This window comes from Mucilaginibacter galii, from assembly GCF_014635825.1.
Classification (GTDB): Bacteria; Bacteroidota; Bacteroidia; order Sphingobacteriales; family Sphingobacteriaceae; genus Mucilaginibacter; species Mucilaginibacter galii.
Window position 1 is genome coordinate 100210 of sequence record NZ_BMDO01000013.1, and the last position, 18574, is coordinate 118783.

An 18574-nucleotide genomic window follows, 5' to 3' on the forward strand; every position below is an offset into this window, starting at 1 on the left:
TATGTAGTCGGTATACTTAACCTCTCACCATTGACGCAGTATTATGCTTACATTGCCATCTTATAAACCTACGATGAGCCGTATCTGTATACTATTGGGGATGTGTTTGTTACTGTCTTTCACAGTAAATGATACTGTTGCTACACGCTTTGCCGCTCCCGAGGGTTATAAGCGGGTGCGTGCTGCATCCAGCAGTTTCGGCGCATGGCTGCAAACCCGACCGTTGAAACCCCGTGGCACCAAGACACTCACATACAAAGGCAGTGTAGCCCGTACCGATGATTACACCGCAGCCGTAATTGATATGAGCATTGGTCAACGCGACCTGCAGCAATGCGCCGATGCTGTGATCAGGCTAAGGGCCGAATACTTATTTGGCAAGAAAGATTACAAGGCAATACACTTTAACTTTACCAGCGGCTTCAACTGCGATTTTATTCACTACGCCGATGGTTATCGCTATCAGCAAAACGAAACCTGGAAAAAGACAGCCGCGAAAGATTATAGTTATGCCAGCTTTCTACGTTACCTCGACCTTGTGTTCTCTTACGCAGGCACCCTATCCCTCGAAAAAGAATTGAAAAAGGTAGATAATCCTGCCGCTATTCAAATTGGCGACGTATTCATCAAAGGCGGCTCGCCGGGGCACTGCTTTATTGTAATGAACATAAGCATAAACAGGGCCGGCCAACGCAAATTTATGCTGGCACAAAGCTTTATACCCGCGCAAAACATCCAGTTGTTACAGTATGGCTCGCCTTGGTTTAGTTTAGATAAGCCGGTGAATTTGCCGTATGGAGAGATTGTAAATGCGGGTAATTTGAGGAGGTTTAAATGATGAGCTCAGATATAAGTGCAATTTTCGTATTAACGCTCTTTATGGCTTTCTCAGGAGTTATATCGTTTGTTTTAAATCCATAAATATCCTTATCACAGTTATCACAGTATTGATTAACAGCACTTACATCATTCGTCTTTCCGCACTCACAGTTCCAAATTTCCTTTTCTTTCGAAGAAAGCATTTGCTTTTTAGTGCTTCTTGTTCCGCGTTCTTTGAAATTTTGTTGGATAAAATCTTTTAAATCTTCGAGATGCTGAACATCTACTTTATTATAAAAAGGCTTGTTAAAGGTTATAATCTGCAATCCTATTCTCTGCTTTTTAAACTCATCACTTCCTAACAGACGAGCCGTATAATTTAGGTCTACCAATTGCAGGTCGTTAATTATATTACTAATAACAGAAAGATACACCTCGTTACTTTCATTTAATGCACTTTCATAGAGCATGGTAAATTTCTTTTCTTCTGGAAAAGCATCTATATATGCAACAAGTCTATCATAATACTCTTTCACTGTGATTTGCAGCATTTGGCCTTGCAGCACAGCTTGATACTTTTTTAGTAGATACGGAAAGATTTCATCAACCTGGTTTGTGGTTACAAAATGCCAGTTATCATCGGTAATACTTAAATTACCTTCATCAGCCTTTTTTAAGATGTCCTTCTTTTTGTATAGCAAATTCAAACGCTCATAGCTAACATTTTCAAACCTCTCTGACTGAGTAATTGGTGCCGACTGATTATCATTTTCAAGAACAACTGCTGTACCAATGGCAGTAAGCATAAACATGGATTTGTTCTTACCAGATATTTCATCCATGTCAATACTCAAACCTACAACACCATTAGCGCCTATTTCATAAGCTGCCAATTTAATTTTATGAATAGCTTCATCATACAGGGAAGTTAATTGTTTCTGATATGAGCCCGATCTACCCCCAAAGAAATCACTGAAAGCAGCAAATACATCACTAAATACATTGGTACCAGCCACTATATGTGCAGTTACAGGTTTCAAATGTCGGTTTATCTTTCGCCCTTCAATAGTAGAGGTAGTTACGACAAGAATATCTTTAGGATTAGGCATTATGATAATTTTTGACCCACAATATATAAAAACGCCCGCATTATTCACACAATGCAGGCGTTAGATATTTTTACTTGTTAGGTCTTATTTTGCCGCTAACCAACCATTGGCATCCATCCAGTTCTTGCAGCGCTCAAACCAGTCGTCTTTGGTGGTTTTATTGTTTAAACCAAAACCATGACCGCCTGCCTGGTAAAGGTGCAGTTCGCCTTTAACCTTGTTTTTCACCATGGCTTCATAGAATACCACGCTGTTCATCACCGGCACTGTGCGATCATCTTCGGCATGTACTAAAAACGTAGGTGGGGTATTGGCGGTTACCTGCTTTTCATTAGAGTATAAGTCAACCATTTCGGGCGTTGGTGTTTTGCCCACTAAATTATCTTTAGAGCCCTTATGCGCCAATTCGCCAAAGCTGATGACCGGGTACATTAACACGGCAAAATCGGGACGTAGATTTACATTGTCTTTGTTTTCAATTACCGGTTTATCAAAATGCGTAATAGCCGTTGAAGCCAAATGACCACCAGCCGAAAAGCCAATGATGCCTACCCTATCGGCATTTATTCCCCACTCCTTAGCGCGCTGGCGTACTAATTGAACGGCACGCTGTGCATCTTGCAAGGGGCCTATGGTTTTATCTACCATAATAGAATCGCTCGGTAACCGGTACTTCAAAATAAAGGCGGTCACCCCAATTTCGCTAAACTTACGGGCAATGGCATAACCTTCATTCTCCATAGAAAGAAAGGAGTAACCACCACCCGGACAAATTACAATTGCGGTTCCATTAGCTTTACCTTTTTCGGGGAAAAACGGAATAAGCGTAGGCAAACTTACCTTACTTGCCCGCGTGTTCACCGTTTTTTCAACGTAGGTCCCAGCCGGAACATTTTTTGAATTAGGAACACCTTTTGGATAAAGGTTAATGGGTGCCTGCTCCTGGGCAAAGGCTACACTGGTAAGCATCAATATAACTGCGGTTAATAGATTTCTTTTCACAAGGCAATGGTTTATGAATTAGTTTTTTTTAGGCATCATTATGAGCACGTCAAAGCGCTTGCTGCTTTGCTAAGTCTTCGACAAACTCCAGACTAACAATTTGATATTGAATAACGTTAACTCTTGGGTCCGCCAAACTCCATTAAATAAGCTTTCAGGAAATCATCCAGATCACCATCTAAAACGGCTTGTGCGTTTGACGTTTCGTAGTCGGTACGCAGGTCTTTCACCAATTTGTACGGGTGAAGTACATAGTTGCGTATCTGCGAGCCCCACTCAATTTTCTTTTTGCTGCCCTCAATAGCATTACTGGTTTCCTGGCGCTTACGCATCTCAATTTCGTACAACTGCGATTTCAGCAAGCGAATGGCATTTTCTTTATTCTGCAATTGTGAACGCGACTCCTGGTTTTTAATCACAATGCCCGATGGTTTGTGGTATAAACGTACGGCGGTTTCTACCTTGTTTACGTTTTGTCCACCGGCACCACCCGAGCGGAAGGTTTCAAATTCAATTTCGGCCGGGTTTACATCAATTTCAATGGTATCATCAACCAACGGGTATACATAAACTGATGCAAAAGAGGTATGGCGCTTGGCATTGGCATCAAACGGCGATACGCGCACCAAACGGTGAACCCCGTTTTCGCCTTTTAAATATCCGTAAGAAAAATCACCCTCAAATTGCAGCGTAACAGTTTTTATACCGGCTACGTCACCCTCTTGCGAATCTTGTTCGGTTACTTTATAACCATTTTTTTCGCCCCACATAATGTACATACGCATCAGCATGGCTGCCCAGTCGCAACTTTCGGTACCACCTGCACCTGCCGTAATTTGTAATACGGCATTCAGTTGATCTTCTTCGGCCGAAAGCATGTTTTTAAACTCAAGCTCCTCTACCGCTTTTGTAGCTAAATCAAATTGCTCCTTTACCTCTGCCTCCGTTGCATCACCGCTTTGAATAAACTCGTACATTACACCGGTATCTTCTACCGTGGCCAGTACTTTTTGATAGGCATCGGTCCAGATCTTCTTGGTTTTGATAGATGCCAATACCTTTTCGGCCTCTTTAGGCGCATTCCAAAAATCGGGGCCTATGGTTATTTCCTGTTCACGGGCTAATTCTTCCAGCTTCTTGTCGATGTCAAAGATGCCTCCTCAGGGAAGCTGCTCTATCCCTCAAGTCTTGAACTTGTTCTTTTGTCATAATGGCAAATATAGTAATAAGTGAATGTATGAACGCAAAAAAGGCCCCGATGTTCATCGAAGCCTTTCTTATAAAATCTGCAAAAAACTTGTTTAGGCAACCATCAATTTGTTAACCAGTCCGTTTAAATCGGCTTGGTTGCCATTGAGTTGTGATAGCATAGTGCCTAAGGCAAATTCTTTGCTTTGTTCGCTGTTAGATAACTTTACAAGCTGTCTCATTACGGTTGGAATAAGTGAATTGGCGGCTGCCTGTGCAGAAACCATATCAATGCTGTAAAACTTGTTAAGCCTGTTTGCAAACTTATTAATGATACTGGTCACCAACGATTCGTTTTGGGTGCCCGAAAACTTGAAAAATTTGATCAGGTCGCTGATGTGGCCATTTTCCATCTGGTTTTTTAACACCTCGATAATAGAGCTTGAAGCTTCGTTAATTACAGCCTCGCGTGAACCGGCAGGTATTACCGGGTTGTTAATAACAGCCATACCGGCGTTATTTTTTACAAGCAAAAATAGTTTCTCAAACATGGTTAAATGATTTTAAGCAGATTTAATAAAATGATTACGTTGCGGCTAATAATTGTGAGTAAAGCAAATATGTTAAATGATAATTTTGAAAAAATCAAAAAAATCACTTAAATAAATTAAAATATCTTAATTAAAAGGAGCACTTAAAACACTAAGATTAAAGTGTTTGTATAACAATAAGTACTTTCTATAATTAAATTTTTAATGGCTGATTAAGCAAACATTTAAGCTTACTTTTGGCTCAAACAATCTATCAATTATGTTGCCAAACATTGATTTTACCACTACCCAGGCTTACGAGTATTTGACCGACCACTTTACCGAATTAGAAGCCAAACAGCTTAAAGACCTATTTACTTCAGACTCAGAGCGATTTGCAAAGTTTTCGCTTTATTTTGAAGATATGCTGTTCGATTACTCTAAGAACCGCATAGACGACAAGTGTATAGCTTTATTGATACAACTGGCTAAAGAATGTAGGCTAAATGATGCAATTGCAGCCATGTTTAGCGGCGAGGTAATTAACGCTACCGAGCAACGCCCCGTTTTACATATTGCCCTGCGCAACCAGAGCAACACTCCCATATTGGTTGATGGCAAAGATGTAATGCCCGATGTAAACGGTGTATTACAGCACATGAAAGAGTTTAGTGAGGCCGTAATTAGCGGCGAATGGAAAGGTTACACCGGCCAGCAAATTACCGATGTGGTAAATATTGGTATTGGCGGCTCGGACTTAGGCCCAGTTATGGTGACCGAAGCTTTAAAGGCTTACAAAACACGCCTTAACCTGCACTTTGTATCAAACGTAGACGGCACCCATATTGCCGAAACGTTGAAGGATTTGAACCCGGAAACCACCCTGTTCCTGATAGCCTCTAAAACCTTTACCACGCAAGAAACTATGGCCAACGCTAATAGTGCCCGCGAATGGTTTTTAAAAGGAGGTGCCGCCGAGGCCGATATTGCCAAGCATTTTGCAGCCCTCAGCACTAATGCTACAGCCGTTGAAAAATTTGGTATTGATACCGCCAACATGTTTGGCTTTTGGGATTGGGTTGGCGGTCGTTACTCTTTATGGAGCGCCATTGGCCTTTCTATTGCTTTGGGCGTTGGCTTTGATAACTTTGAAGCCTTGTTAGGTGGTGCCCATGCTATGGATAATCACTTTAAAACTACCGAGTTTGAGCAAAACATACCGGTAATAGCCGCTTTGATGGGCGTTTGGTATAACAATTTCTTTGGCGCCGAAAGCCAGGCTATTTTACCGTACGACCAGTATATGCACCGCTTTGCCGCTTATTTTCAGCAGGGTGACATGGAAAGTAATGGCAAGTATGTAGACCGAAACGGTAACCCGGTAGAATATTCGACCGGCCCCATCATTTGGGGTGAGCCGGGCACTAACGGACAACATGCTTTTTACCAGTTGATTCACCAGGGAACTAAATTGATACCGTGCGATTTTATTGCTCCTGCAATATCACACAACCCTGTAGGCGAACACCACACCTTGTTGCTTTCCAACTTTTTTGCCCAAACCGAAGCGCTGATGAACGGTAAAACCTACGACGAAGTAGTAACCGAGTTAAAGGCAACAGGCAAAACCGAAGAAGAGATTGAAACACTGGCACCGTTCAAGGTATTTGAAGGTAACCGGCCAACCAATTCTATCTTACTTAAAGAAATTACACCACGCAGCTTAGGCTCCCTCATTGCTATGTACGAGCATAAGATATTTGTACAAGGTATTATCTGGAACATTTACAGCTTTGACCAATGGGGTGTAGAGTTAGGCAAGCAATTAGCCGGAAAGATATTACCTGAGCTAAGAACTGAGGATAAGATCGAATCGCACGATAGCTCGACCAACGGGTTGATCAATCAGTTTAAAGAGTGGCGGTAAGCATAACACTCTAATAAATAAGAGAAGTATTTTAAAAATGCCGGTCCTGATAATTAGGACCGGCATTTTTTTTACATGCCGTTAAACTTTTTATAGGTTAGGCTATCATACCTGAATAATACTTCAACCTATGAAAAACTTCATCAAAACAGTTACTATCGCAATTACCGTAATGTTTTTTACCTCATGCGCATCGATTTTAGACTCGGCCAAGAGTGTAAACACCTCTGCTTTGCGTATAGGAATGACTAAGGCAGAAGTACAGGCAGCACTTCAAAAAAAGCCTTACGGTACAGTGGCTGCACGCAACTATCCCGAAACTAAAACTACTATTGAAGTATTACAGTATTCGGAAAACAATGGTCAGGGCAATCTTCAAAATTACTGGTTGTATTTTGTGAATGATAAATTAGACCGCTGGGAACCCGCAAGCAAATACGGGCCTGCTATATAAAGGACCGTTTCTCTAAAGCTTTAAAAAGACTAATCAATTTTCGTTAATACCGGGGGCACATCTTTCATAATCTTGATCTGATAGAGATGAGGCCAGTTTTTGCCGGTGACGAACATTCGCTTTCCGTCAGCATCCCAGGCAATGCCGTTAAGCACATCGGCATGTGGGTCTTTCTGGTCTTCCGGATACAAAGTGGTGAAATCTATTTTACGCAATACGGCTCCGGTTTTAGGGTCAATAGCCACAATGTAGCGTGTTTGCCAAATGTTTGCATATAAAAGACCGTCTATATATTCCAGCTCATTTAAGTTGTTTACCGGGCCTTTATCGTCGTACACATCAATCTCGCGTACCGTACGGTAATTATCTTTATCCATAACCAAAATTTGGTTGGTGCCGGTGGTGGTATTGTAGAGGTACTTACCATCGTTACACAAACCCCAGCCTTCGGCACCCTGTGTGTAAGCAAAAGTAGAAAGCAGGTTTAAAGTATTTTTATCGTAAACAAACCCTTTGCGCTCATGATAAGTTAACTGAATGATCTTATTATCAATAACCGTAATTCCTTCGGCAAAAACGGCGCAATCTATATCTATCTTTTTTAAGATCTTCCCATTTACATCGGTTTTGCGCAAACTGGAATGCTGACCTTCATTACAGTAACCGCCATCACTTTCATAAAGCACGCCATCGTGGTACTCCAGCCCTTCGGTAAAGGAACTTGTATCATGCGGAAAAGTCTTAACCACCTCAAAAGTATATTCCTCGGGCGCTTTAGATGCAAGTAGATTTATATTAGTACTTACTTCCTGTTCCTTACCTGCACTGTATACCTTAGCCGTAATTGTTTTGGCGCCTAAGCTTAACGTATCGGTTGATAGTTCAACTGCTGAAGAATCTTTACGCGAGGCTATCCTTGCCGAGTCGAGCAGGTATACCACCGAATCAGCCTTATAATTGGCCGGGTAGCTTACCTTTAAGCTCACCTTTTCACCCTGTTTGTAGTTTGAACCGGCATCTGGCGAAATGCTCAAGTTAGCCGTTTGGTTTTTTTCACCACAGCCTATAGCTGCAAGCAAGGCAATAGTAAGGTAAGGTATAAGTTTGTGCTTCATTAAATTTTCGATTTATTGCGGCGAGGGCCAAAAGGCATCTTCAATATGTTTTAAGGTATACGTATTTTGAGGGGTAAATAGTATTGCTATAATATCAAAACGTGCATCGCCCTGATGGTTCATTAAATAAATATATTCATCGGCCGCCTGGGCCAGCAGTTTTTGCTTCCGGTTATCTACAAAATCTTCGGGCTGTCCAAAGCCGGTACCGGTACGGGTTTTAACTTCGGTAAATATAATGGTTTGATCTTTATAGTCAATTAAATCTACCTCGGCTTTGCCAAAGGTCCAATTCTCATCCAGTATTTCATAACCGGCAGCTTCAAGATGGGCTTTGGCAATGGCTTCGCCACGGCGGCCAAGTTCGTTATGGGTAGCCATTACTTAATTATTACCGACCCCAAATAATCTACAATATGCTTCTCTATCTTCTTCATCTGCATGTACTGACTCATGATGATGTCCTGATCGGCCGGCTCCTGCGCGTTTTGCAGGTCGGTACGCAATTGATCGAGTATTTTGCCTACCTTTTGCTTTTTGAGGTGAAAGATAGCACCTAATATGGTAGCCTTCATATTCATCTGCTCTTCCTGTATAAAAATGCGGTGCATGTTATACCAGTTTTCGCTCAGGGTATATTTGGAGGCCAGTAGATCCACCGACAGGTCAACAATATGTTTATGCGGATGGTGGATGAAGAACTTTTCTTCCGGCAATACGCCGTTCTCTAACTGTTCTTTATACAAAGCTACAAACTCTTTGCAATCGGCCTGTTCAAACTCTACGTCGCTCAATTCGGCTACAATAAAGGGACCGATATAAGTATTGGCAATGTTATCCCAATTGATGATCTGGTTGCCATAGATCAACAGGAGACGCACAATTTCGCGCTCTTGTGGCAAGTTAACTGCTACCGGTTTTTCAATGGGTACAGGCTCGTCAAAAAAGTGCGGCTCGTCGGGCATTTCTTCCGGCTGCTGGTAAGATGATCTTTGCTGACTGTCTTTTTTACTTTTAGTCAGCTTCATCTTGTTCAGCTCGGTAAGTAAAATGCGCTCATCTATCTGTAACTGATGACTGCACTCGCGAATGAATACCGATGCCTTGATAGAATCGGGTATCTTGGCAATGCTCTCCACAATTTCGCGGATGACGTTAGCCCGCTGAATAGGATCTTTACCGGCTTCTTTAAGTAGTATTTCTGTTTTATAGAGAATAAAATCTTTCTTATTTTGCTCTATGTGCGTTTTAAAGGCAGTGCTGCCTACCTTGCGCACATAAGAATCGGGGTCGTCTCCATCAGGAAATGATACCACTTTTACGTTTAGTCCTTCTTCGAGAATCAAATCCAGTCCGCGTAGCGATGCCTTGATACCCGCCGCATCGCCATCATACAAAATGGTAATGTTCTTGGTAAAACGACCGATCAAACGTATTTGCTCTACGGTTAACGACGTACCTGAGGAGGCCACCACGTTCTCTATCCCAGCCTGGTGTACCGAAAGCACATCGGCGTAACCTTCCACCAAATAGCAGTTATCCTGATCGCGGATGGCTTTCTTGGCGAAGAAAAGACCGTAGAGAACGTTAGACTTATGATAGATCTCGGACTCGGGCGAATTAACGTATTTAGGTACGTTCTTATCCGTCTTAAGCGTACGGCCGCCAAAGGCAATTACCCGGCCTGTAAAGCCATGAATAGGGAACATGACCCGGCCACGGTACCTGTCGTACAGTGTACCGTTATCGCGCTTTACCGAGAGTCCGCTTTCTACTAAAAACTCAGATTGGTAGCCCTTGTTTATGGCATCGCTGGTAAAAGCTTCCCAATTATCGGGCGAGTAGCCCAGTTCAAATTTTTTAATGGTTTCGCTGGTGAAGCCACGTTCTTTAAAATAACTTAAGCCAATGCTCTTACCCTCGGGGGTATCCCACATGGCTTCCTGAAAGTACTTGGCGGCAAAACCACTCACGATCATGAGGCTTTCACGGCGGTTGTCGGCTTCTATATTTTCAGGCTTATCTAAAAGTTCTTCTACCTCGATGCCGTATTTTTTGGCCAGCCATTTTAAGGCTTCGGGATAGGTAAACTTTTCCAGTTCCATGAGGAACGTAACCGCCGAACCACCTTTACCCGTAGAGAAATCTTTAAAGATCCCCTTAGCTGGTGATACCGTAAACGAGGGCGTTTTTTCGTTAGCAAAAGGCGACAAACCCACGTAGTTGGCACCCCGCTTTTTTAACTGCACAAACTCCCCTATCACCTCGACTATGTCGATGGCTTCCATTATACGGTCAATGGTTTGTTTGGTGATCATGTACTAAAAACTTCGCCTTAAAAACAAGGTAACAAAAATATAGAATTATACGCTCATATGCCCAGCCACAGGAGCAATTTTAATTTTACGGGCAGTGTATCAACCCCATTAAATTAATCGTATTCAATATAACCTTTTACTTAATCCATGATGAATAGATTTATTATAACTGCGCTATCGGTATTTTGCCTTTTGGCCAGCGCCTGCAAAAAAGACAAACAGGCTAAAGAACCCGATAACTTGTATTTAACAGCCACCAAGGATAACACCAATTGGATAACTAACTGGCACACCTACGCCGATGTGGATGCCGCTAAAAATTACGTGCTTGTTGGTATTAATAAAGAAGAGAATATCAACATTAGGCTTACGGTAAACAGCTCAAACCAATATGTATTGGTAGAAGATAAAACCGTATTTTATATTACGGTAGGCCAGGATGTGATAGTGGCCAGTTACACTCCTGACAATAGCGCCGGTAATACGGTCAATGTTACCAACCACGATATTAAAAACGCATTAATAGAAGGCAATTTCAATATCAAGTTCAAAAAGATTTCCGGTGCAGACACTTATCCGGCTACGATAACTTTTACTGATGGTAAATTCAGAATGTCAAAGGCGTATGATTGATACTAAGTTTTTGCGCGGCGATTCTTTTTAATACGATAACCAACCCATGTATGTACTCCGATTAAGATTAATCCGGTGATGGCTATCGTAAATCGCACCAAAGGTGGTAGTACATTCTTTAAGCAAACAGAACCAATAGTTAATACCGAGGCAACAATGAGCATAGCATTCATGTAACCTTTTAAGGTGCCATACCATGCATAGTCTGCCCATGCTTTTAATTGATCGCTGTCAGGTGTATAAGTAAGCAATTGCCTGAAATGCTTTAAGGCAAAGTGATAATCTTTGAGTTGATAATGGGCATAGGCTTTTTGAAAGCATAGCGTTAAATACCAGTGCTCCTGAGAGGGATCTATACTCAAGAATATCATGTTTTTTTCTATTACCGGCAAAAATAACAGCGCTTCGTCAATAGCTTTATTATATATACCTGTATCAACCAACGTTTTAATATACGTTGCTACAAGAGCCGCAAACTTTTTAAAGCTTTCAACCTCATCTAACTCACTTATTTGATGTAGCAAATCTTTCTTCTTTTCAATAAATGCAATTATATCATTCGGATTCCCGCTATACGCTTCTTCATATTCTTCAAAAAGTTTAAGCAGATCGTAATTGTTCATGTATAAATTAATTATTGTTGATGAGCATACTTTAATATAATTAAAGTATGCTATAAATATCATTTATGTATTTTTGCGCTTTAAAGATAAATTAAAAGATGAGTCAGCGAATTAAAATTAAAGCACTATTACAAACCGAACCTGCCGGGCAGGAGGTAAATGTTAAAGGATGGGTACGTACCTTTCGTAATAACCAGTTCATAGCTTTAAACGATGGCTCAACCAATAGCAACATTCAAATTGTTGTAGATTTTCAAAATACCGACGAGGCTTTGCTTAAACGTATAACCACAGGTGCGGCACTTAGCGTAACAGGAACGCTGGTAGCCAGCTTAGGTAAAGGACAAGCTGTTGATATAAAAGCTACCACTATAGAAGTTTTAGGCGACAGTGACCCGGAGAAATACCCGCTGCAACCTAAGAAGCACAGCCTGGAGTTTTTACGCGAGATTGCACACCTGCGTTTCCGTACCAATACCTTTGGTGCTATTTTTAGGGTACGCAACAGCTTATCGTTCGCGGTGCATACCTTTTTTCAGGAACGCGGCTTTGTGTATTTGCATACGCCAGTAATCACGGCATCGGATGCTGAAGGTGCAGGCGAAGCATTCAAAGTAACCAACCTTGACCTCAATAACCCGCCACGTACCGAAAGCGGTGAGATAGATTTCAAACAAGACTTTTTTGGTCGTGCCACCAACCTCACCGTATCTGGCCAGTTAGAGGGCGAGTTGGGTGCGATGGCCCTGAGCGATATTTACACATTCGGCCCTACCTTCCGTGCCGAGAATTCCAACACTACCCGCCACCTGGCCGAGTTTTGGATGATTGAACCAGAAATGGCGTTTTACGACCTGGCCGATAACATGGACCTTGCCGAGGCCTTATTGAAATACGTAATAAGCTATGCCTTAGAGCATAACCGGGAAGACATTGAGTTTTTAACCCAGCGTTTAACCGAAGAAGATAAAAGTAAACCGCAGCAAGAACGCCAGGAAATGACCTTGTTAGAAAAGCTGCAGTTTTGCCTGGATAACGATTTTGAACGCCTCACCTATACCCAGGCTATCGACATCCTGAAAGATTCGACTCCGAATAAAAAGAAGAAATTCCAGTACCTTATTGAAGGGTGGGGAGCCGATCTGCAATCGGAGCATGAGCGGTACCTGGTGGAGAAACACTTCAAAAAACCTGTGATCCTGACCGATTATCCTAAGGAGATCAAATCGTTCTACATGCGCCAGAACGACGATGGCAAAACCGTCGCTGCCATGGACATCCTTTTCCCCGGCATAGGCGAGATAGTAGGCGGTTCGCAGCGTGAAGAGCGTTTAGAGCGCCTGGAGCAGCGTATGGACGAGATGGGCATCCCTAAAGATGAACTGTGGTGGTATCTGGACACCCGCCGCTTTGGTGGTTGCCCACATGCAGGTTTCGGTTTAGGCTTCGAACGTTTGGTACTGTTTGTAACCGGCATGGGCAATATTCGCGATGTTATTCCTTTCCCACGGTTCCCTAAGAACGCGGAGTTTTAACAGTAAATATACTATTGTCATGCTGAATTTATTGAAGGCGCATGATGACAGGAGCAATAATTTCACTTAAAGCTTTTATCTATTATGTGCAAGTACCCTAATATAAAAGACGCAAGTTTAGTAGGCAGTTATCCAGCACTTGTTAAATCAGGTGGTGGTTATGTTTGGGATGATGTTTTGGAATATAGAGTATGGTGTCATCCTCACAATGGAGCTGCTGACACAGAAGATGGTGAAGATTATTATTATGTTTTTGAAACTTACGAAGATGCACTTGCTTTTTCAGAAACAAATAATGGAACTGAATCTCCACTGGCGCTAATTGTACAAGAAGAGTATATAGATGAAGACGCACCGGGTCAATATGTGCATATTAAACAACAAAGACTTACAGAGTGGCCTGTTGAATTTTTAAGTCGCCCAAAACGCAATCCTGATACAATTCCCAACTTCTTATCACCTGATGCACCAAGCAATAGATTAGATATTTTGCGTGGATTAGCATAATTAGCGAAAGTTATTTTATGCAGGGTGTTAATATGTGCGAATTTAAGATAAACTCCACTTCTAAAGAAGCGTCGGCCTGCCAGCGCACCCGGCCGGGAGTTGGCCTTGCGTAGTGGGAGGGATTGCGATGGCTTGGCCTTTTGCTACTTTGTGGCTAAGACAAAGTAGTAGCCCCTGCGGCAATGAGCAGACGAATTAAGTAATTAGCACAAACCGGGTGTTCAAAACACACTACCCAGAATAGCAGCACAAACCGCAAAGATTGCTTCCTACCTCGCAATGACGTTAACGAATATTAATACAGCAACCTGAACTTTATCGTATGCTCAATACCCTTCAACTCACTTAGCACCTGCTCATCATAACCGGTATTTACATCGGTTATTACATAGCCTATCTGCGTATTAGTTACCAAAAACTCCCCTACTATGTTGATATTATGGCGTGCAAACACCTCATTAATTTTAGCCAGTATACCCGGTATGTTTTTGTGAATGTGAATTAAGCGGTGAGCGTTATTGATACGTGGTGGCTGCAGATCAGGGAAATTACAGCTGGTATGCGTTTTGCCCTCGTTCATAAAGGCAATTACGCGTTTGGGGATAAAATCGCCACTCCGTGGATTGTGCTTAGGATCGTCAAAGATAATAATGCCATTTTCGCAGGCGGCTTCGTTTAGCTTGCGACCACTTACACGGCCAAAACAACCAATTACTTTTAAGCGCCCGGCGTTTTGCAATTGCTCGGGCGTAGGCTGATGCTCTTCATCGCAAAGCAATACACCTGCTTCCTGCAAATAATCTTCTTTGATCTCTTCGTGATGACGGATGTTGTAACCCTCCTTCTTCATTTGGGCAATGGCCTCTTCATCTACCTTACCCACCACCAAACATTTGATGCGGTTTTTAGGGTAAGAGATAGCGCGGGGCAGGCGGTTAATGTATAAAAATTCGTCGAAGCTTGGGGTAACATGGTCGGCTTTTTCTACTACAGATTTCCGCTCAATGTTCTCGGTAAAGGCAAAAAACTTCTTGATCATACCCGATTCCTTTAATTGAAAATCAGAATAACCATCGCCAATGCCAAAAATCTCTCCTTGCAGGTTCAGTTCTTTCAGCAGTTTAACCTTGCCACCCTCTTGCGAAAGTGGGTTAGTACGATCATAACCTATAATGTTATCGTCTTTATCAAACTCAAACGTATTGGCGTAGATATTTTCCTTCTTGATATGATACTCGGTAACCACCGGCGTAATAAAGCCCTTAAATCCGCCCGATACGATCAGAACCTCGTCCTGGTGGTTTTTAAAGAACTTGCTGTTACGCGAAAATGAGGGCGACACTTTTTTACGCAGAATTTTAACCAGCTGGTTTAAATGTTCGCGGTTAGCTTTCAACAGCTTAATGCGGCCTTCCAAACTATCGGCAAAGGAAAGCTTACCCTCCATAGCCAAATTAGTGAGATCTTCAATTTGCTGATAGATGCTTTCCCGGTCGGGATGATCTTTTAAACTGATGCGTGCCAGTTCGTCTAATGCTTCTACCTGTGTAAAGGTACTATCAAAATCAATGATGTAATACTGCCCCATGGTTGCGGGCAAATATAGTTTTTTTGTTCAAGAAGCATTCCTGTCATTTCGAGTGATAACGAGAAATCTTGTTTGTCTTGACCTATAGCCGACCTATAATTTCGAACAGGATCTATCACTATCGTTCGAGATGACAACAAACTTAATTACTTAGGCCTTGTTCTTATATTTCCCCCACATCCTGCTCCAATAATCAGGCTTTTCATCAATCGTAAATTTGGGCTCACCTATGCGTTGCGCACTATATATGCCCATGTCGCCACTAAAGAAGTAGGCAACAAAGCAAGCCACCGCAAACAGTAAGGCATGCTGACTACCAAACAACTCTATCCCCATAATAGTGCAGGCCAGCGGCGTGTTGGTAGCACCTGCAAACACGGCAATAAAACCAAGAGCGGCAAACAGGCTAACAGGGGCATTCATGAGGTCGGCCAGTGTATTGCCTAACGTAGCACCAATGTAAAAAAGCGGTGTCACTTCTCCTCCTTTAAAGCCTGTACCTAAAGTAACAGCGGTATAAATCAACTTCCATAACCAGCTAAAAAAATGTGCACCACCCTGCTCAAAAGCCGATACAATAGTGATAGCACCGGGATATTCGGGCTCTACGCCTAAACCCAGATAGTCGGGTTTACCTAAAATTAAAGTTAGTAAGATGATAATAATACCGCCGGCCACCGGGATAAGCCACGGCTTTTTAATAAGGCTTGCAGCGATACTTTTTACCCCATGAACAGCTTTGGCAAAAGCGTAAGCGGCCAAACCAAAAAACACCGAGGCTACCATTGTTTTGAGCAGCAGCCAAAAATCAACTGCTACATGATGCCCAAATACAGGCTGCCCAAGAGTCATAAAACGGATATGGTAATGCGTGTGCTCTACGCCCCAGGCGGCCACCGTAGCATCACCAATTAAGCCGGCAATTAGGCAAGGCAACAAAGCACTGTATTGTATGCGGCCAATGGTAATTACTTCCATGGCAAAAATGGTTCCGGCCAGCGGGGTACCAAAAACGGCTCCAAAACCAGCGGCTACACCTGCGGTGAGCAACATGCGCATATTGGCCGGTGAGAGCTTAAACCAACTGCCCATCCAATGTGCAATACTACCTCCAATTTGTACTGCCGTACCCTCGCGCCCGGCCGAACCGCCAAAAAGGTGTGTAATTACCGTAGTTACCAAAATAAGCGGCGCCATACGTTTAGGTACACCAGCACCCGGTTCGTGTATCTCGTCTATAATTAAGTTGTTGCCCCGCTCGGCCGATTGTCCGTAGAGTTTGTACAGAAAATGGATACCCACCCCGGCAAGCGGTAGCAGGTATAAAAGCCAGGGATGTGCAAACCGGTAGTGAATGGCCGAACTTAATAGCCACAAAAACAAGGCTACCATACTGCCAATGCAAACGGCCACAGGCACGGTAATTACCGCCCACATTAAAATGTATTGTAATGGTTGAGTATTAGTGCGTGTGAAATTTTTAAACATAGCCTGCAATTCAATAAATCAATAACTTATCGGGCAGGCGTCATCAGCTTTTGCAAGCGGTTCAATTAGGTGGAGCACCATCACCTTTGTGTATATGGCAAATATATTAAATTGCGGATAATTTACAAGCGAGAAGTTGTTTCCCCTCTTGAGAGGGGCAGGGGTGTGTAAATGAAGCGCATAAGCAATATTAGGCGGCTAAACCCACCCCTGCCTTTGCGCTCTTCCTACCGCACCCCCTCCAAGGAGGGGAACTTTAAATTTTATTATTCGCTTTTCTTTGCTACCGGTGTTGCTTTGGCCAGTAACTCAATTAGCTTACTTTCCAGTTCGGCACCGCGCAGGTTTTTAGCCACGATCTTTCCTTCGGGATCTATGAGGTAGTTTTGAGGGATAGATTGCACAAAGTACAGGGCAGCAGCGGCGTTGTTCCAAAATTTCAGATCGGATACGTGCGTCCAGGTTAAGCCATCTTCTTTGATGGCATTAATCCATGCGGCTTTGGCGTCGGGGCGGTCGAGCGATACGCCCAGCACCGTGAAATTCTTATCTTTAAACTTATTAAAAACTCTTACCACATTAGGGTTTTCCTGGCGGCAAGGGCCACACCAGGAGGCCCAAAAATCTAACAGCACATATTTACCCCTGAAATCGGAAAGTTTAACGGGTTTACCGTCTACATCGTTTTGTGTAAAATTAGGTGCCATAACCCCTATGGCAGTAGCCTTTAGCGGCGCAAATGAATCTTTAAGCTGTTTGCCCGCCTCGCTGTCTTTAAGGTTTTGCGACAGGCTGTTGTACAAAGGCTCTATTACATTTACATCGGCCGATGGACCGCCCATCGAACTTACTGCCATTAAGCTTAAATAACTGTAAGGATGCGAAACAATAAATTCTTTCAGTTTGGCTTCTCTATCCTTTTGCAAAGCTTTAAACTTATCCTGCATGGTATTCTGAAACACAGGCGAGCGTTGCTGATCGGGCGTGGCTTTCTGCACTTCTGCAGCCAGCGACTGTGCTTTGGTATACACCGGGGCCAGCATGGCAGATAACTGTTCGTTCTCTGTATTGATAGCCGATCCGTTGATCTGCGAATGGGCTACCGAATCTTCGGCGGCAATAAACATGGAACCTTTATCTACATAAAAGCTCAAAACATCGCCCGTACGGCTAAAGCCCGGAAAGCCTTTTCCCTCATGATCTACCAATAAAAGTCCGCCTGTTGGTGCGGGTACCTTACCTGTAAACATAAAAGCCCCATCAACCAATACGGTAGAATCCATCACACTTTTACCGGCCGACTGGTAGCTCAAATAAACTTTGTAGGATTGCTTTACCTGGCTCAGTTTACCATTGATCATGAAAGCTTCCGCAGGGGTTTGTGCCATGGCCACAGCCGGCAGCAGGGTAGCAATATAAGCGAATACTCTTTTAAACATTTTTTATGGGAATGATTTATAGAACGTATAGGATGGAGATTTAGTGTAACCCCAACAACAGAACAGCATATCTTAATTCCCTCCCTCGGGAGGGCAGGGAGGGGTTAGCAAATTTCTAAGCACGCGGAGAAACCCCTCCCTGCTCTCGCTCTTTCCGGCGCACCCCTCCCCAAGGACTACGGTGTACCCACAAGTATAAGCTGTATTTTTGCGGATGCAGAATGCGGATTACAGAGATAGGTTCGGAGATAAACGGATAGAGCGCCGGGGTGAAGAACTACATAAAAGATTATTCAGGT

17 protein-coding genes and 1 riboswitch are annotated in these 18574 nt (G+C 42.9%); of the genes, 6 read left to right on the forward strand and 11 right to left on the reverse strand.

Annotated features, from left to right (window positions below; genetic code table 11):
* The first annotated feature begins 73 nt into the window (after positions 1-73).
* Complete coding sequence (locus IEV61_RS18795) at positions 74-838, forward strand: DUF4846 domain-containing protein (protein ID WP_188418597.1); 765 nt, start codon at positions 74-76, stop codon at positions 836-838.
* Here IEV61_RS18795 and IEV61_RS18800 read toward each other — a convergent pair.
* The 4 genes from IEV61_RS18800 to IEV61_RS18815 form a co-directional block, all read right to left on the reverse strand.
* Positions 831-1928, reverse strand: a complete 1098-nt coding sequence (locus tag IEV61_RS18800; protein WP_188418598.1) for a YbjQ family protein — start codon at positions 1926-1928, stop codon at positions 831-833. The genes IEV61_RS18795 and IEV61_RS18800 overlap by 8 nt on opposite strands.
* A gap of 84 nt (positions 1929-2012) precedes the next feature.
* Entirely contained in the window at positions 2013-2930 is a 918-nt protein-coding gene (locus IEV61_RS18805) for an alpha/beta hydrolase (RefSeq protein ID WP_229747214.1), read from the reverse strand.
* Between the two features lie 116 nt (positions 2931-3046).
* Positions 3047-4139 (reverse strand): peptide chain release factor 2 gene (gene prfB, locus IEV61_RS18810; protein WP_188418599.1). Its coding sequence is split into 2 segments (ribosomal slippage): positions 3047-4078 and positions 4080-4139, totalling 1092 coding nucleotides; the frame shifts between segments, so codons are not numbered across the junction.
* A 92-nt stretch (positions 4140-4231) separates the two neighbouring features.
* A complete protein-coding gene (locus IEV61_RS18815) occupies positions 4232-4669 on the reverse strand; it encodes a hypothetical protein (protein ID WP_188418600.1) in 438 nt (145 codons plus the stop codon).
* Between the two features lie 259 nt (positions 4670-4928).
* Here IEV61_RS18815 and pgi point away from each other — a divergent pair, with 259 nt between their 5' ends.
* Together pgi and IEV61_RS18825 are read left to right on the forward strand one after the other, a co-directional pair.
* Positions 4929-6575, forward strand: a complete 1647-nt coding sequence (gene pgi / locus IEV61_RS18820) for a glucose-6-phosphate isomerase (RefSeq protein ID WP_188418601.1) — start codon at positions 4929-4931, stop codon at positions 6573-6575.
* Positions 6576-6705: 130 nt separating this feature from the next.
* Positions 6706-7029, forward strand: coding sequence for a hypothetical protein (locus IEV61_RS18825; protein ID WP_188418602.1), 324 nt, complete (start codon positions 6706-6708; stop codon positions 7027-7029).
* A gap of 29 nt (positions 7030-7058) precedes the next feature.
* Here the strand turns inward: IEV61_RS18825 and IEV61_RS18830 are convergent, their stop codons facing one another.
* The 3 genes from IEV61_RS18830 to dnaG are packed head-to-tail and all read right to left on the reverse strand — an operon-like array spanning position 7059 to position 10462.
* Positions 7059-8144, reverse strand: a complete 1086-nt coding sequence (locus IEV61_RS18830) for a glutaminyl-peptide cyclotransferase (RefSeq protein WP_188418603.1) — start codon at positions 8142-8144, stop codon at positions 7059-7061.
* Between the two features lie 12 nt (positions 8145-8156).
* A complete protein-coding gene (locus IEV61_RS18835) occupies positions 8157-8525 on the reverse strand; it encodes a YraN family protein (protein ID WP_188418604.1) in 369 nt (122 codons plus the stop codon).
* Positions 8525-10462, reverse strand: a complete 1938-nt coding sequence (gene dnaG, locus IEV61_RS18840) for a DNA primase (RefSeq protein WP_188418605.1) — start codon at positions 10460-10462, stop codon at positions 8525-8527. The genes IEV61_RS18835 and dnaG overlap by 1 nt, the downstream gene beginning before the upstream one ends.
* Before the next feature lie 147 nt (positions 10463-10609).
* On the opposite strand from dnaG, the gene IEV61_RS18845 reads away from it, so the two are divergent.
* Complete coding sequence (locus IEV61_RS18845) at positions 10610-11095, forward strand: DUF6252 domain-containing protein (RefSeq protein WP_188418606.1); 486 nt, start codon at positions 10610-10612, stop codon at positions 11093-11095.
* A gap of 2 nt (positions 11096-11097) precedes the next feature.
* Here the strand turns inward: IEV61_RS18845 and IEV61_RS18850 are convergent, their stop codons facing one another.
* Entirely contained in the window at positions 11098-11718 is a 621-nt protein-coding gene (locus IEV61_RS18850) for a hypothetical protein (RefSeq protein WP_188418607.1), read from the reverse strand.
* A 98-nt stretch (positions 11719-11816) separates the two neighbouring features.
* Between IEV61_RS18850 and asnS the strand changes: the two genes are divergently transcribed.
* The gene (asnS, locus tag IEV61_RS18855) at positions 11817-13253 is read left to right on the forward strand and encodes an asparagine--tRNA ligase (protein ID WP_188418608.1); all 1437 of its coding nucleotides are present in this window, start codon (positions 11817-11819) and stop codon (positions 13251-13253) included.
* Positions 13254-13337: 84 nt separating this feature from the next.
* A complete protein-coding gene (locus tag IEV61_RS18860) occupies positions 13338-13760 on the forward strand; it encodes a GCN5 family acetyltransferase (protein ID WP_188418609.1) in 423 nt (140 codons plus the stop codon).
* A 295-nt stretch (positions 13761-14055) separates the two neighbouring features.
* On the opposite strand, the gene IEV61_RS18865 is transcribed toward IEV61_RS18860, so the two are convergent.
* The 3 genes from IEV61_RS18865 to IEV61_RS18875 form a co-directional block, all read right to left on the reverse strand.
* A complete protein-coding gene (locus tag IEV61_RS18865) occupies positions 14056-15348 on the reverse strand; it encodes an HAD-IB family phosphatase (protein ID WP_188418610.1) in 1293 nt (430 codons plus the stop codon).
* 150 nt (positions 15349-15498) lie between these two features.
* Positions 15499-16836 (reverse strand): voltage-gated chloride channel family protein, encoded by a 1338-nt coding sequence (locus IEV61_RS18870; RefSeq protein ID WP_188418611.1) that lies wholly within the window; start codon positions 16834-16836, stop codon positions 15499-15501.
* 27 nt (positions 16837-16863) lie between these two features.
* A riboswitch (Fluoride riboswitch) is annotated at positions 16864-16930 on the reverse strand.
* A 172-nt stretch (positions 16931-17102) separates the two neighbouring features.
* Positions 17103-18275, reverse strand: a complete 1173-nt coding sequence (locus IEV61_RS18875) for a TlpA disulfide reductase family protein (protein WP_188418612.1) — start codon at positions 18273-18275, stop codon at positions 17103-17105.
* Positions 18276-18574: the final 299 nt, after the last annotated feature.

Coding starts and splice junctions, on each gene's coding strand:
- IEV61_RS18795 (WP_188418597.1), top strand. CDS start 74: ATGAGCCGTATCTGTATACTATTGGGGATGTGTTTGTTACTGTCTTTC.
- IEV61_RS18835 (WP_188418604.1), bottom strand. CDS start 8,525: ATGGCTACCCATAACGAACTTGGCCGCCGTGGCGAAGCCATTGCCAAA.
- IEV61_RS18845 (WP_188418606.1), top strand. CDS start 10,610: ATGATGAATAGATTTATTATAACTGCGCTATCGGTATTTTGCCTTTTG.
- IEV61_RS18825 (WP_188418602.1), top strand. CDS start 6,706: ATGAAAAACTTCATCAAAACAGTTACTATCGCAATTACCGTAATGTTT.
- IEV61_RS18870 (WP_188418611.1), bottom strand. CDS start 16,836: ATGTTTAAAAATTTCACACGCACTAATACTCAACCATTACAATACATT.
- IEV61_RS18800 (WP_188418598.1), bottom strand. CDS start 1,928: ATGCCTAATCCTAAAGATATTCTTGTCGTAACTACCTCTACTATTGAA.
- asnS (WP_188418608.1), top strand. CDS start 11,817: ATGAGTCAGCGAATTAAAATTAAAGCACTATTACAAACCGAACCTGCC.
- IEV61_RS18815 (WP_188418600.1), bottom strand. CDS start 4,669: ATGTTTGAGAAACTATTTTTGCTTGTAAAAAATAACGCCGGTATGGCT.
- IEV61_RS18830 (WP_188418603.1), bottom strand. CDS start 8,144: ATGAAGCACAAACTTATACCTTACCTTACTATTGCCTTGCTTGCAGCT.
- pgi (WP_188418601.1), top strand. CDS start 4,929: ATGTTGCCAAACATTGATTTTACCACTACCCAGGCTTACGAGTATTTG.
- dnaG (WP_188418605.1), bottom strand. CDS start 10,462: ATGATCACCAAACAAACCATTGACCGTATAATGGAAGCCATCGACATA.
- IEV61_RS18850 (WP_188418607.1), bottom strand. CDS start 11,718: ATGAACAATTACGATCTGCTTAAACTTTTTGAAGAATATGAAGAAGCG.
- IEV61_RS18875 (WP_188418612.1), bottom strand. CDS start 18,275: ATGTTTAAAAGAGTATTCGCTTATATTGCTACCCTGCTGCCGGCTGTG.
- IEV61_RS18860 (WP_188418609.1), top strand. CDS start 13,338: ATGTGCAAGTACCCTAATATAAAAGACGCAAGTTTAGTAGGCAGTTAT.
- IEV61_RS18865 (WP_188418610.1), bottom strand. CDS start 15,348: ATGGGGCAGTATTACATCATTGATTTTGATAGTACCTTTACACAGGTA.